Consider the following 14,397-nt stretch of genomic DNA (forward strand, 5'->3'; position numbering starts at 1 on the left):
AGCATATTCAAGAACAAAAAATGTTGAACTCAAAATATATGCCAGTGCTGCTATTATTTATAACGTATCTAGTGCTTGTTTTAAATCATCCACTAAATCTTCAGTATCTTCAATACCTACAGAAATTCTTACAAGTCCGTCTGTAATACCTTCTTTAGCTCGAATATCTGCTGGAATGGATGCATGTGTCATCAGTGCAGGTACTGAAATTAAACTTTCTACTGCACCTAAACTTTCAGCTAATGTGTAATACGATGTTGCTTTAATCAATTGTTTGGCACTTTCTGTATCTTTTACTTCAAATGCAATCACACCTGTATGGCCATCCGCTTGAGCCATATGGACATCATGATTTAAATGACTTTCAATACTTGGATGGAACACTTGTTGCACAGCTGGATGTGCTTGTAACATTTTAATAATTTCAATAACACTGCGATTAATTTGTTCCATACGTAAACCTAATGTTTTAATACCCCTCACAAGTAAATAGCTATCTTGAGGTCCTAAAATGCCACCTGTTGAATTTGAAATAAATGCTAAACGTTCTGCAAGCTTGTCATCCGATGTTGCAACTAAACCAGCAACGACATCACTATGTCCACCTAAATATTTCGTTGCAGAATGTAAGACAATATCGATGCCTAAATCTAATGGATTCTGATAATAAGGTGTCATAAATGTGTTATCAACGACTGAAATCAAACCGTGTTCTTTCGCAATTTCAGCAGACTTTTTAATGTCAGTAACACGTAATAATGGATTAGAAGGTGTTTCAATAAACAACATCTTTGTTGTTGGGCGTATCGCTTGTACAATTGAATCTGTATGCGTTGTATCTACAAAATCCACTTCAATGCCAAATCGTGTAAATACTTTTGTCAATGCGCGATAAGTACCGCCGTATACATCTGAATTTAAAATAATATGATCACCTTTGTCCAACAGCATAACAACTGCACTGATTGCTGCAACACCTGAACTAAATGCAAAGCCATGTTTGCCATTTTCTAATGCCGCAATAACGCTTTCTACAGAACTTCTTGTTGGATTCGCAGTACGAGAATACTCATATCCTTGACGTAAATCACCAATGTCATCTTGTAAATATGTACTTGTTTGATAAATTGGTGTTGTAACTGCACCTGTATAGTCGTCCGTTGTGTGTCCACCGTGAATTAATTTCGTTTTCTTATTCATAATCATTCTCCTCATAATTAAATATTTCCTTAGACATATATCGATCGCTACCATCTGGAAATACGACAACAATCGTACCTTCAGATAATTGCGCTTTTAAATTCAATGCACCTTGTAATGCTGCACCTGAAGAACTCCCTACCAGTAATCCTTCATGCTTTGCCAAACTTTTGACATTTCGAAAGGCATCTTGGTCTTTAATCGTAAATATCCCATCTACAAGACTTCTCTCTAAAAATATCGGCCATTTCTCAGAACCGATACCTTCAGTGTCATGTGCATGAGCTGGCCCTCCATTTAACACGGACCCTTCTGGCTCAACGGCATAACATTGCACGTGATGTTGCTTTAAATAACGTGCGATACCTGTAAATGTACCGCCAGAGCCAATACCAGCCACAAAATAATCAATTTGCTGTAATTCTGATATCAGTTCAGGTCCTAACGTATGAAAGTACGTATCTGGATTATGAAACGATTCAAATTGATTCATATAAACAGCGTTATATTTCTCAGCATAAGCACGTGCAGCTTTTTGTGCTCCAAGTATGCCTTCAGACTGACTCGTCCTTGAAACATCTGCACCAAGCGCTATCATAATATTAATCTTTTCTTCTGAAAAACCATACGGCGCAAAGATCTTACATTTCAAATGATGTCTATTTGCTGCAATAGCTAACCCTATGCCTGTATTGCCAGCAGTCGCTTCAACAATAGTTTGACCTGCACGCACACGCCCTTCTTGAATTGCCATCTCTACTAAATATTTCCCAAGTCTGTCTTTAACACTGCCTCCGGGATTCCATTGTTCAAGTTTGGCATAAATTTTAACTTTATCATCACTATAATGTTCTAACAGTACTAATGGTGTATTGCCAATTAAATCATAAGTAATCATAGATGCACCCTCATCTGACATGCCGATCAAATGAATGAAACCTTTCTTCATGTCTCAATTTTAATTCTTACTTTTCAGATAAGAATTATAAACGACATTTTGTTATTTTGCAATTATCTAAGTTTCGATTAATTCAGAAGCAGTACTAACTTTTCAATTCCAAACAAAAAACACCTGAGCAACACAAATACTTGTGCGTCAGATGCTTCTATATATTAACTAAATAATTGCACGATAAAGACTAAAATAATAACGACAGGCATCGCATACTTAATTAAGTAATACCAACCACTGAATAATCTAAATCGATCTTTACCAAAATATTGTTGTAATAATTTTTTATCTAATAATTGTCCTACGACAAGCGTAGTACCTAATGCGCCTAATGGCATCAATACATTCGAAACGATGAAATCCATATTATCAAAAATCGTTCCCGCACCGAATCTTACATCTTTTAAGATACCAAAAGATAAGGTTGCTGGAATACTAATAATAAATACTAAAATACTACCGATCACTGCGACTTTTTTACGTTTTGTATTGTCATTCTTCGTGAAGTTAGAAACATTTAATTCTAATAAAGAAATAGATGACGTTAAAGCCGCAAATAAGAACAGCATTAAGAATCCCAAATAGAATAATGTGCCTAGATGCATTTGACTAAAGACCATTGGCAGTACTTTAAATAATAATCCAGGCCCTTCTTGTGGTTCATAGCCAAAACTATGTAACGCCGGAAATATAGCTAGGCCTGCCAATACAGATACAAAGATATTCATAACAACGATAGAAATAGCTGATGACTTAATCGTCATGTCTTTAGAGGCATAACTCGCATAAGTAATCATACCTGTAGTTCCTAATGATAACGTAAAGAATGATTGACCTAGCGCAAACAAGATTCCATCAGCAGTAATCTCTGATACTCTTGGTTGTAAAATAAATTTCACACCTTCTAAGGCACCATCTAATGTTAAAGACTTAATCACAATGATGATTAAAAAGACAAACAGCAACGGCATCATAACTTTCGATGCCTTTTCTAATCCTTTTTCAACACCTAACATGACAATAATCATCGTAGCGAATATGAATATACCTTGCCCTAGAACGGTTAACCAAGGATTTGATATTACCGCTTCAAAATTCATTTCTTGGAGATGATTGATGCGTTGAAATATAACTAATTGCCATAATACTTGTCCGATGTAAATGACAATCCAACCACCGATAACACTATAGAAGCCAAATAAAATAAACACTGCCAAATTACCGTTCCAGCCAATGATATTGAGCCATTTTTTACCAGTTAATTTACTATATATTTGTGTTGTATATGTCCGTCCCATTTTCCCAACAGTGAATTCCATAATGAGTAACGGTAATCCAACAAAAATGGTGAATATTAAGAACATAGCTAGAAAGGCACCGCCGCCATAGATCCCTGCCATATATGGGAATTTCCACATGGCACCAAGACCGATTGCAGAACCCGCACTAGCTAAAATAAATCCAGTTGATGACTTCCATTGTGATTGTTGTCTTTTCATCATTCACATCTCCTTTAAAGCGTTAAAGCGTCTACGTGTTTAAGTAACACTCTAACATGTATGTAAATAACATGCAATACACCTGCATCAAAATTGTTTCATTAATACGGTAGCGCCTGGGTTTATCATAATATAGTAAATCCCTTGTAATGTGTTGTCATTACGCTACATTAAAATTTCTGGTTCAACGCTGTATACGTGCACCAACATCTCGCCACATACAACACCATCTATATCCCCAACATCTCGCCACATAACAACTTCAGGTACAATGCCAACAAAATTCCCACGACATTACAATACAAATCAACTTCTGGTATAACTCCATAATATTTCCACGACATCACACTAAAAATTAACTTTGTCTAAGTTCCCTATACTATCACGCCACAAAAAAACACTCAAATGACAAATATAATAACATCGTCACTCAAGTGTTAATTTTTAAAATCTTCAATTACGTTAAAGCATTGAAAAAGCGAATAACATTTTCTTCTAAAATATCTCTGCCTTCTCCATGCGTCATTAAATGATGTGAATCCTTCAGACCATTTAATTCTTTGTCTACTGATCCTAAATGTTCATAAATAAAGTGTGCACTTGTTTCATAGGATGGTGCATCTTTACCACCAAATAATATATTAGCTGGAATTTTAATAACATTTAAATTTGTCATGATATCATCAATAAAATGTTGAAACTTCGTAATTTCACCTTCATAATCATCAATTGCTGCTAATTGCGCACTCGATGCTTGCTGATCTAAATTTAAAATATTCGACATGCGTTGACTATAATAAACTAAATGTTCTATTAAGCCATCATCACTCTTTTCCTTTGGTGCTGACATGACAGCGATACGTTTCAACGGGTAGTGCTGCGCCAATTTTAATGTCATTAATCCACCTAAAGACACACCCGTTGCACTGATAGATTCATAACCTTCATTGACTAAAAATTGGTAAGCTTTCTCAACTTCTTCCCACCAATCATCTACATTATATGTCATGAAATCTTTCAACAATAAACCATGACCTGGATAATTCGGTGCATAACAACTAAATCCTTGGTCATTTAACTCAGCTGCAAGATGCTTCACATCCCGATTTGTACCTGTAAATGAATGTAATAATAATATCGCATGTCCATTTGTGCCTTTTAAATAAGATGGACTCGGTGTTTTAATTCTCATTTTTCTATATACCTCCACTATGTCTAAAGATGTTTGCTAAACGCGTTGTCGTCGATGATTAATAAAGTATGGGTATACCATTAGGAATAACGCTACCCAAATGATTGCTAGTGACGTGCCGCCAATGACATCTGAAAAGTAATGCGCATGAAAATAAAGGCGACAAAATAATATGCTAAGCCATAATATTCCCATAACCAGCGCACTCAACACTTTTGTTATTGTCTTAGCAGCAACTGAAATAATAATGATCATTAAGGCGAAATATAATAATGTGCTGGCGTTGGAATGTCCACTCGGAAATGAAAAGCCTGTATCAACGGCTAAATGATTATATGGTCTTGGACGTAAAACAGTATCTTTAATTAATTTGTTCATGATGACACCTGAAACCAAATATGTCACAAACCAAACCGCTAAATGCCTCTGTTTAATAAACAGTATGATTGTGACGATAATGGAAATCAACACGACACCTTTGACATCTCCAATTTCCGCACTAAACGTCATATAGTAATTAAACAAATTGTTAATATACTGACGTTGTGGCTCACCGAAATAATCTGTAAACCATGTTAATGATCCCATATCTATATTTTTAAGCCATTCTTGGTTTGTCACTACACTGTAAAACATACCTATAAATACAATCAGCGCGATTAAAAATAAAGGCACTGTCATTTTAGGTGATGTTAATTTTTTATCTATCATCTTACAATCTCCTCGTATCATCATTTTCATTTTACAAATGTTATCCATAATATCAATGTGCCACAAATTTCACTTTACCGACAATATCAAAATTATAAAGTTCATATTGTTATGTATATTGCAAATAAAACATTGTATAATTGAAATAACAATATTTTGCTATTTCCAATTTAGTACGATCTATATTTATTATACAGAGGGGGTAGGGCGTATCAATAGAATAATTTTTGTCTATATAGCGTTAATCATTACATTAGTTAGATTCTTTACCCCTATACATCCATCGTTTTCAAATTTGATTTACTGGATATTTGTATTATATTTTATTCCTATTATACTATGCGTTATCGGTTTTAAGGCCGAAAAACTTATTGCAACAATGGTCATTATACCTAATTTTTTAGGTATACTTTATCGATTATATGCCTACGTCACACATATACTCTTTATGTAAAAGGATAGTGGGCAGTCTCGCAACAAATATGCTTGCGTTGACTTGTCAGCATTCGCAAATTTTATGACATACGCCTTTCACGGGCTATATTCATAGCCACACATTCTTCCACATGATAAACACATCATATAATAGAAAAACAGCACACCCAAATATATGGCGTTGCGCTGTTTAACCAAGCATACTTCTATAGCTTTAATAAGCCAGCAGAAGCATACATAACCTTCTTAAATATGCTTTTCCAAATTATCCTCAAGTTTGAATACGATAATACGTTCACCTGTAACTGTACTTAAATCACTATGGAAGCTCATCACTTTGATACCTGTAATTTTAAAAATGATATCATTCAAATCTTGCTCACCGGATTCAACTAATTCAGAACGTGTTCGTTTAATATTTAATAATCCTTCATTCGTACTACACACACGATATTCTGCTGGCGTTAAGATACCTTGCAAACTAATAATCACCATATCTCTTAAAATGTCTGATTTAACCGACAAGGAACCTCTGCCAAGGAAATCTTTTTCCCATTGCGTAATGGCTTTACTGATTTCAGCTTCGATTTCACCTTTCGTTCTTTTCATATCACTAACTCCAATAATATTAAAATTGATTACTTCATCTTTGTATCGTTATCACGACATCAACTATTACATTAAGTTTATCATTTTTAGTATATTTTAAGAAGCTAGAACATTGTAGATATGATGATATATTAGTTACTTAGCATCGCAACATTTCATCGTTAAATCCAACTTTTAAAACGCCCTTCCTCATTAACGCTCATTAAACGCAGCCAATGATTAGACACCTTCCTAGCGAAATGCTCATTATTCGCGAGTAGTCTAGCTACAACATAGTCGGGTGCCTGAACAACGACAAGCAAACGAATTGGCGAATGATACATCGTTCGATCAGCAGCCATAACAGATTGCCATGATAAGCCATACATCAAATCACTCGCATTACCTTGCATGACACCAACACCTGACGTGACGGTTTGTGTCGCTTTATTCCCACTTCCGTAAAAATGCGGCGCAACTGTCGACGCATAATATTGTAAATTAATCCATTGTGCCACAAGTGCCGGACCAGAAATGATGGTATTTAACAATGTGCCATCTTTATCTTTACGCCAATCATAATTGTGTAAAAATGTCCGCCCTTCTAAATCAATGCCTTTTGTTAATTGGCGTCGTCCAATTATAAATGATGCATTTTTAGCCAGACCCCATTCTGGACGCACTTCACTCCAATCACTTGCAAACCGCTGCGCTTCTTCCACTGGATGATTCACACGACCAATCGTTGGCAGTTTGTTCAAACGTTCGCGATTCGAGTGTTCAGAAATCATCGGCATGGCGTCATTCAATGATTCATATGCATCTAAAGCAATAGAAGATAATGTATCTGGCACATATACCCATGCCAACGTATCAGTAGACGTATGATGTTCTGCTGCCGCAAAGACCGTGGTCTCCGGAATTACTACACCTGCTTGTTTTAATCCTTGTCTGACATTTGGACGATTACAAATCATCGCTAATAACTTAGCATTAAAACCGCTTGATGCACCACCACAAGCCCCACATTCAAGTGATGCATGATGTGGATTATTGTGGGAATGACTAGCATGACCTGCTAACACAACGAACGGCGCAAATGCTTCGGTTAAATCCATCAATTTCAACGCTTGTAACGCGAAATCAATTTGCTCTTGCTCAGTAAATCCAACAGGTAAGTCTGATGTTCTGTCAAACTCACGATCAATCGTTAACTTTGTTTCAGGCTTCTTCAACCATTTTTGTTTTATTTTCTGTAAAGACGCGCGACTTTTTCTAGGCATAATCGTATTGACAATGGTACTCAAGCTTAAAAATGGCCCACTTAATTCAGGCAATAACAGACTAGGCATGACATTATTTTTCATCAATTTAAATGTGTAAAACATCGATGACATTGTCTGTTGCTGTTGTCGATAAACATTCATATCGTAACGGTCTGCAAACTCTTTAATGCGATATGCCGGCGGTACCATGACAGGTAATGAATCATGTTTGAATTGTTCGTCTACGGCATCTTTTTGAATAGGTAATCCAAAAAAACCTGCAATACCAATCGTTTCAAAGGGCCCCGCTGCTTCGATATGTCTACGAAATGGTTCTGAACGAACATCTATACAAAATGCAATTTGCGCTTTCGTTGATGTGCCCACCTGATTTAGCTCGCTATTATTTTCATCAACTGCTTGTGTGGCATTTAACGATACTGAATGTGACTGATTAGCGTTGTCATTTTCAGTAACATTTACTTGGTTTACATCTAATGCGCCCGCCACACTTTCATGACCTGCTTTAATTTTTTGTTTTAACTGAGATTCGTATGTCATTTCCCAGGCAATCAACCATAAATTTTTAAATACATTTTTATTCATAGTTGCTGCAAAATGAATAAACGTTTGAATTTCATTGACGTCATGTTGTAGTAATACATCGCTAGGCATATCACTGTAGTAACACCATGATGCAACAGTTTGCTTAAACCAATTTTCCGATCTGCTTTCACAATCTTTAGTGACTGACTTAAACTCATCACCAACTAGCAATTGTTCGACAACTAACCGAATGGCCAAATAATCCGTTAACAAATGTTGTTCAAAGTGATGCTGTTGTGAACGGTAATACAACATACCTGCCCAACCCGGTAACGCCAAAAGATGTCCTTCAACATAAGCTTGGTAGTCTTCCTGCGCTATTGAAAAATGATTTAATACTGACTCTATCGTCATTTTAGGATCATTGGGTAAGCCTTTAATCACTTGGCGCTGTGCTTTAGTAAAACTATGATCACGTTGCGCTAAATGCAACCATGCATGGTAAAAACTTTGCTCACGCTTCGGCATTGTCCAACTCGATAGAAATTGATCGATATAAAGTTTCGTCCATTTAATCATTTGACGATTCACTTGTTCGCTAAGTGGCTCACCTTGTTCATCTACTAATGCATCACTCATCGGACGTACATCATAGTGATAATATGATTCAGCCATATCACGTTTTGATTTTTCTAATAGTAGATCAGCAACAACATCAACATTTGAATGATTCATATATGATGCAGGTACGTCTTTTAATGTTTTAATGTTATCAATATAAAGATTGATGTAGTGTTGCGGGATATTGTAGTGATGTTCAAGTAACATATCAGTAACAAGTTGATTAAAGACACTTTCATCTAATTCACCACGTGCCACAGCACTTTCTATTAATGCTTTATTCGGAAAAATATCCACATCGCGAACGTCACGTAACCATTTTGCGACATCTTCAAACGTATCCGCTTCTAATCCTTCCCATGGATTTCGTGCTGCAAAAATCGAAATCGGTGATAATGGTGTAATAACACGTTTCGCATTTTCAATGACTGAATTGATATTTAACTGTGTTGTCATACCTTTCACCTCCTATAAATACTTCTTCAAATAATTCGGATGACTTTCTATCGCTTTCGAGCGTGCTTCACCTAGATTAACTAACCACACGTACAATACCGCAAAAGTCTTAGAGTATCGATGACGCGCTACCCAGATACTCAATAAACTACCAAATATTAATATGACAACACTAATGATGACACTAATTGTAGGCGGTGTTGTCGCATGTGTTGTTATATTTTGTAATACATCGTAAAAATAATTATGTGTGATGATGTAGATAAATGTCACAATTGAAATCAAAATCATGCCAACCAGACGTGCCATACGTCCTTTACTAAAGGCTACCATTTGATTCCAAGATACAAGTAATGACCATGCTAGAATGAGTGCACTTAACACTTCATATGCACTTCTATCACTACTCATCCAAAATAGAAATGCCACGATAATAGCTAATACACGTCCCATGACAATCCAGCCATAAGCGTCTTTAGCAGATGCTTGTTTTGGAATATTGAATCGCTTCACGATAGAACCTGATTGTAAAAATAATGTTGCTTTAAAAATACCGTGCAATATTAAATGAATAATCGCTGCTGAATATACACCCAATGCGCATTGAACTAACATAAAGCCCATTTGACTCATCGTAGAGCCCACTAATTGGCGTTTATAGTCAACTTGAACCAAGCTAATGCCTGATCCTAACAATACAGAAATGCTTGAAAGGATAAGTAATAATGATAACGCAAATCCATTATCAAATATCGGCGCAAAACGAGTTAGAATAACACCACCTGCATTCACAATTCCTGCATGCATAATTGCCGATACTGGCGTTGGTGCTGTTATAGATTCAATCAACCATCGATGAAAAGGAAATTGTGCTGCTGGTATCATGACAGCTAATACAAGTAGTACATTCGTCAACAATGACCATGTCGGATGCGCTATATGTTGTGGTACCCGCCACTCGCCAGTCGCAATATAAATAGTTACAATTGCTCCAACGAATGCAAGCCAACCACATAAAAATGTCATGCTTGATAATTTCGCAGACTCACGTGGCACTTTCCAAAAACGATTAACGTTCATCAGCAATGTTAAACATAATAATGTCATACCCCAGCAGAGTGCCATCAGTCTTAAGTCTTCAGACATCCATGCTAAAGATGCAAACGACGTAATCGCAGTGAACAATGGAAAGTAATGTCTATAATGATGATCACCTAGTAAATATCGCATTGAAAACTTTTGAATAATAAAGCCAAGCGCCATTACAAAGCCAGCTAATAACCAAGATAAACGATCTATTTTAAATGGGCCTAAGACATGTTGACCGTGAATACCGAAAAAGCCAATAACTGCAAATAATACTGGCATGACTAGTATGTATAAATGTAATTTAATATATCTCATTGGCATAACTGGTGCTAAAAACAACAAGCCACTTATCAATGCAATGATAAGCGCAATAACAAACAGTGAAAATAGCAATTGAAAACTTAACACTGCATAACCTCCTTATTTCTAATCTCTCGCATAATGCTTATGTATAAAAATAAAAACCTACAATAGTAGATTCTGTACATAATGGCAGAAAATTTACTATTGCAGGTTTCAGTTTAACTAGACACTGTACCATGGTATGTTGATATACCTTGTTACACTGTTCTCTTTAAGCGTGCTCCCATGCACATATGTATATATAATGTTATTTCTGTCTGTTCAATTCATCTTCATAAATATGCTTTGCCTAGACGAGACCTAACGTGTTATTCGTTTTAAACTTATAACATAAAATATAATTAAATTTCTGCTTCATGTCAAATTCATGACCTTAACCTCTATTAAACCAATGATTGTAAAGTTTTTGTAAATGCAACTGTACAGTTAGGCAGTATTTCCCGTCCATTTAAAATAAAAAATTCGCAGTTATGATCATAACAATTCAAGTTAGGAAAAAAATCAATTACGCACAAGATAACTATGTACAATGAAGTTAACTCATAAGCAAAGGAGGTAATCTTAATGGGTATCATCGCTGGCATCATTAAAGTTATCAAAAGCTTAATCGAACAATTCACTGGTAAATAAGTTTTCATAACAAACAAAGGAGGTCTTTCACATGGGTATCATTGCAGGAATCATTAAATTCATTAAAGGATTAATTGAGAAATTCACTGGTAAGTAAGTTATAAAAATATCATAGATATGAACATCTTATTTGAAGGGGGCCATTCACATGGAATTCGTAGCAAAATTATTCAAATTCTTTAAAGATTTACTTGGTAAATTTTTAGGTAACAACTAATCTCAAACATTAACGATCAACAACTCATCACTATGTTAAATCAACATACAGGAGGACAAAACGATGGCTATTGTAGGTACTATCATTAAAATCATCAAAGCAATTATCGACATTTTCGCAAAATAATTTAAGCGAATTGAATACTTAAAATTCTCAGGCCACTATACCAATAGGGATGGTGGCTTTGCTTTGTGTTGATTTATTGATGTGAGGTGAGTCTGGGTAGTTTGTTGCAAATAAATGGTCTTGGTGTTTTTTGTATAGGATGTTCTTAGTGGGACGTACGGAATATTCGTGATCTTTGTAGTCTGACACGGTATATTTTTGTGGCGTGTTTTATGTTTGATACTCGAGGTCTGAGACATTCATGATTTGGCGTGCGAAATCTTAATGATCTTCTTGATCTAGCGCAATATATATTGGCCGCGTGCAGAATTTCGTTGCACGTTTAGTCTGAAACGCTCGTGTGACTGTAAGCAGTAATAGTACATTGATAGCTGCAATTACTTCACTCATTTTTATGACCGTTAAACAATGATTGTACTTTCAATTAACAGTTGGTACGATGATTTTGTCATTTTTCATCAACGCAAATATAAAAAGGACTAAGACACATACATGTCCTAGCCCTATGGATAAAATGCAAATTTCTGCTTTATCAAAACTATCACACTTTAGATAGATTGAAAACAAAAAGATCCTAAGAACATCTTAACTTTTTATTAATTGTCATAAATTGCAAACAATTAAGCCACAATTTAAAAATGATTATACTTCATTCAACTTAGCGTGCAGGTCTAATTTGCCATTGATATGGATCTTCAAATTGTTGCCAGTCAGCATCAATTTCTTGTGCGTTGACTAAACATGCATCAAGTTCTTTTGTAATTGCACCTTCATCTAAGTCTGTACCAATAATGACAAATTGTGTATGACGATCGCCATATTCTGGATCCCATTCAGCCGCGACATCTTGACGTTCTGCTAATATTTGCGTTTGTTGCGCTTCAGACATACTAACCACCCAATATGTAACTGGATGAATATTGCAAGATGACCCTGCTTGAGATAATAAACATGCTACGTGATTGTATTGTGCTAGCCATACGATACCTTTTGATCGAACGACATTATTTGGCATGCTTTCTAACCAATCATTGAACCTTTTAGCATGGAAAGGTAGACGACGTTTATATACAAATGATGATATGCCATATTCTTCTGTTTCAGGCGTATGCGATGCATGACCACCAGACTCAAGTTCTTTGATCCATCCTGCTGACTCGCTCGCTTTTTCAAAATCAAAACGCTGCGTATTTAAGACTTCTTTTAAATCTACTTCAGAATTTGTTGTCTTAATAATTTTAGCAGTCGGTTGCAATGCACTTAACACTTTTTCTAATTTCGCAAGTTCTTCTTCACTGATTAGATCAATTTTATTAATAATCAATACATCACAAAATTCAACTTGGTCAATTAATAAATCAGCAATCGAACGTTCATCTGTTTCATCAACGCTTTGATCACGATCCATCAATAAATCTTCTGAGTTGATGTCATGTACGAAGCGGTTAGCATCCACAACTGTAACCATTGTATCTAAACGGCAAATCGCTGTAAGATCAATGCCAAGTTCATCATCAATATATGAGAAAGTTTGTGCAACAGGTACTGGCTCTGAAATCCCTGTTGACTCAATAACAATTTGATCGATGCCACCTTTTTTCACTAAACGCTCAACTTCTTTTAATAAATCGTCTCTAAGTGTACAACAGATACAACCATTAGAAAGTTCGACTAATTTTTCGTCTGTGCGCGATAGTCCCCCACCATCTGCGACAAGATCTTTATCGATATTAACTTCACTCATATCATTTACAATTACCGCGATACGTCGACCTTCACGATTTTGTAAAATATGATTTAACAATGTTGTTTTCCCCGAGCCTAAATAACCACTTAATACCGTAACTGGAATTTTAGCCATATATATACCCTCACTTCAATTTATTTGCAAATAGGAATAATTCCGTTTTACATTATATAGGAGCGTTTCATCTTTCGCAATCTTCGATAATAAAAAAATAGTATACTTAATTAAATTATTGAGCGCTTTACTTTATAATGGAGACAAAGATATATCTCACGAAAGAGAATCGAGGTGTATAAACATGCTATTTGTCATTTTAGTTTTATATATCATTGGTATTGCATTTATTCTACTCAGTGTTTTTGGTTCAAAGACTGAAGGATTATCTACGAAACATACTTTATATACAATCGGCAGTGCCATTATAACGATTGCTATTTTCATTTCAATTGGCTATGCCATTCAATACTTAACTGCAGCGCTTTATGGTTTGTAGGGTGATGATGATTTATAGCAGGTAGTTCGGGAGAGGTTAACTTGCGTTGATTTTGATAAAGTGGTCATAGCTTTTGGTACTTGAGGATTTTTATTGTTGCTGTTACGAATGTGGTCATGTTTAATGCGGGACAGTAATTTAAGTTGTGTTTTTACAATTGTGAGTGTGATATTTCGATTCGGTTCGAATTACTTTACATGGGAATAAATTAAATTAAAAAGAAGCGGCCTAGTGTCAGTTGTGAATATTGAACTGCACCCAGTCTAG

At 35.6% G+C, this 14,397-nt stretch carries 16 protein-coding genes; 6 read left to right on the top strand and 10 right to left on the bottom strand.

What is annotated here, in order from left to right; all coding sequences use genetic code 11:
• Positions 1–57: 57 nt before the first annotated feature.
• The 6 genes from JV528_RS12375 to JV528_RS12400 all read right to left on the bottom strand — a co-directional run bounded on the left by JV528_RS12375 (position 58) and on the right by JV528_RS12400 (position 5,554).
• Positions 58–1,200, bottom strand: a complete 1,143-nt coding sequence (locus JV528_RS12375; RefSeq protein ID WP_001036646.1) for a bifunctional cystathionine gamma-lyase/homocysteine desulfhydrase — start codon at positions 1,198–1,200, stop codon at positions 58–60.
• Positions 1,193–2,098, bottom strand: coding sequence for a PLP-dependent cysteine synthase family protein (locus JV528_RS12380; RefSeq protein WP_000634109.1), 906 nt, complete (start codon positions 2,096–2,098; stop codon positions 1,193–1,195). The genes JV528_RS12375 and JV528_RS12380 overlap by 8 nt, the downstream gene beginning before the upstream one ends.
• Positions 2,099–2,313: 215 nt before the next feature.
• Positions 2,314–3,651 carry a sodium-dependent transporter gene (locus JV528_RS12385; protein WP_000828717.1) on the bottom strand — a complete coding sequence of 446 codons (1,338 nt, stop codon included), beginning with the start codon at positions 3,649–3,651 and terminating at the stop codon, positions 2,314–2,316.
• Between the two features lie 165 nt (positions 3,652–3,816).
• A complete protein-coding gene (locus JV528_RS12390; protein WP_041204252.1) occupies positions 3,817–3,906 on the bottom strand; it encodes a hypothetical protein in 90 nt (29 codons plus the stop codon).
• A 202-nt stretch (positions 3,907–4,108) separates the two neighbouring features.
• Complete coding sequence (locus JV528_RS12395) at positions 4,109–4,843, bottom strand: alpha/beta hydrolase (protein ID WP_001220809.1); 735 nt, start codon at positions 4,841–4,843, stop codon at positions 4,109–4,111.
• A 36-nt stretch (positions 4,844–4,879) separates the two neighbouring features.
• Positions 4,880–5,554, bottom strand: coding sequence for a phosphatase PAP2 family protein (locus tag JV528_RS12400; protein ID WP_000565814.1), 675 nt, complete (start codon positions 5,552–5,554; stop codon positions 4,880–4,882).
• 37 nt (positions 5,555–5,591) lie between these two features.
• On the opposite strand from JV528_RS12400, the gene JV528_RS12405 reads away from it, so the two are divergent.
• Entirely contained in the window at positions 5,592–6,008 is a 417-nt protein-coding gene (locus JV528_RS12405) for a hypothetical protein (RefSeq protein ID WP_014532572.1), read from the top strand.
• A gap of 227 nt (positions 6,009–6,235) precedes the next feature.
• On the opposite strand, the gene JV528_RS12410 is transcribed toward JV528_RS12405, so the two are convergent.
• From JV528_RS12410 to JV528_RS12420, 3 genes are all read right to left on the bottom strand, one after another.
• The gene (locus JV528_RS12410; RefSeq protein WP_000831495.1) at positions 6,236–6,598 is read right to left on the bottom strand and encodes a Na-translocating system protein MpsC family protein; all 363 of its coding nucleotides are present in this window, start codon (positions 6,596–6,598) and stop codon (positions 6,236–6,238) included.
• Between the two features lie 161 nt (positions 6,599–6,759).
• On the bottom strand, positions 6,760–9,465 hold the full coding sequence (locus JV528_RS12415; RefSeq protein WP_204177745.1) for a DUF2309 domain-containing protein: 2,706 nt from the start codon (positions 9,463–9,465) through the stop codon (positions 6,760–6,762).
• Positions 9,466–9,477: 12 nt separating this feature from the next.
• Complete coding sequence (locus JV528_RS12420) at positions 9,478–10,962, bottom strand: NADH dehydrogenase subunit 5 (protein WP_204177744.1); 1,485 nt, start codon at positions 10,960–10,962, stop codon at positions 9,478–9,480.
• Positions 10,963–11,481: 519 nt separating this feature from the next.
• Here JV528_RS12420 and JV528_RS12425 point away from each other — a divergent pair.
• The 4 genes from JV528_RS12425 to JV528_RS12440 all read left to right on the top strand — a co-directional run bounded on the left by JV528_RS12425 (position 11,482) and on the right by JV528_RS12440 (position 11,890).
• The gene (locus tag JV528_RS12425) at positions 11,482–11,547 is read left to right on the top strand and encodes a phenol-soluble modulin PSM-alpha-1 (protein ID WP_014373781.1); all 66 of its coding nucleotides are present in this window, start codon (positions 11,482–11,484) and stop codon (positions 11,545–11,547) included.
• 31 nt (positions 11,548–11,578) lie between these two features.
• A complete protein-coding gene (locus JV528_RS12430; RefSeq protein ID WP_014373780.1) occupies positions 11,579–11,644 on the top strand; it encodes a phenol-soluble modulin PSM-alpha-2 in 66 nt (21 codons plus the stop codon).
• A 51-nt stretch (positions 11,645–11,695) separates the two neighbouring features.
• Entirely contained in the window at positions 11,696–11,764 is a 69-nt protein-coding gene (locus tag JV528_RS12435) for a phenol-soluble modulin PSM-alpha-3 (RefSeq protein WP_014373779.1), read from the top strand.
• Positions 11,765–11,827: 63 nt separating this feature from the next.
• Positions 11,828–11,890 carry a phenol-soluble modulin PSM-alpha-4 gene (locus tag JV528_RS12440; RefSeq protein ID WP_014532416.1) on the top strand — a complete coding sequence of 21 codons (63 nt, stop codon included), beginning with the start codon at positions 11,828–11,830 and terminating at the stop codon, positions 11,888–11,890.
• 658 nt (positions 11,891–12,548) lie between these two features.
• Here the strand turns inward: JV528_RS12440 and JV528_RS12445 are convergent.
• Complete coding sequence (locus JV528_RS12445; RefSeq protein WP_001062994.1) at positions 12,549–13,751, bottom strand: GTP-binding protein; 1,203 nt, start codon at positions 13,749–13,751, stop codon at positions 12,549–12,551.
• Positions 13,752–13,869: 118 nt separating this feature from the next.
• Between JV528_RS12445 and JV528_RS12450 the strand changes: the two genes are divergently transcribed.
• Positions 13,870–14,130, top strand: coding sequence for a hypothetical protein (locus JV528_RS12450; RefSeq protein ID WP_001825923.1), 261 nt, complete (start codon positions 13,870–13,872; stop codon positions 14,128–14,130).
• The last annotated feature ends 267 nt before the right edge of the window (positions 14,131–14,397 follow it).

Origin of the sequence: Staphylococcus sp. GDB20D11A (genome assembly GCF_016893255.1) — a bacterium.
GTDB lineage: Bacteria > Bacillota > Bacilli > Staphylococcales > Staphylococcaceae > Staphylococcus > Staphylococcus aureus.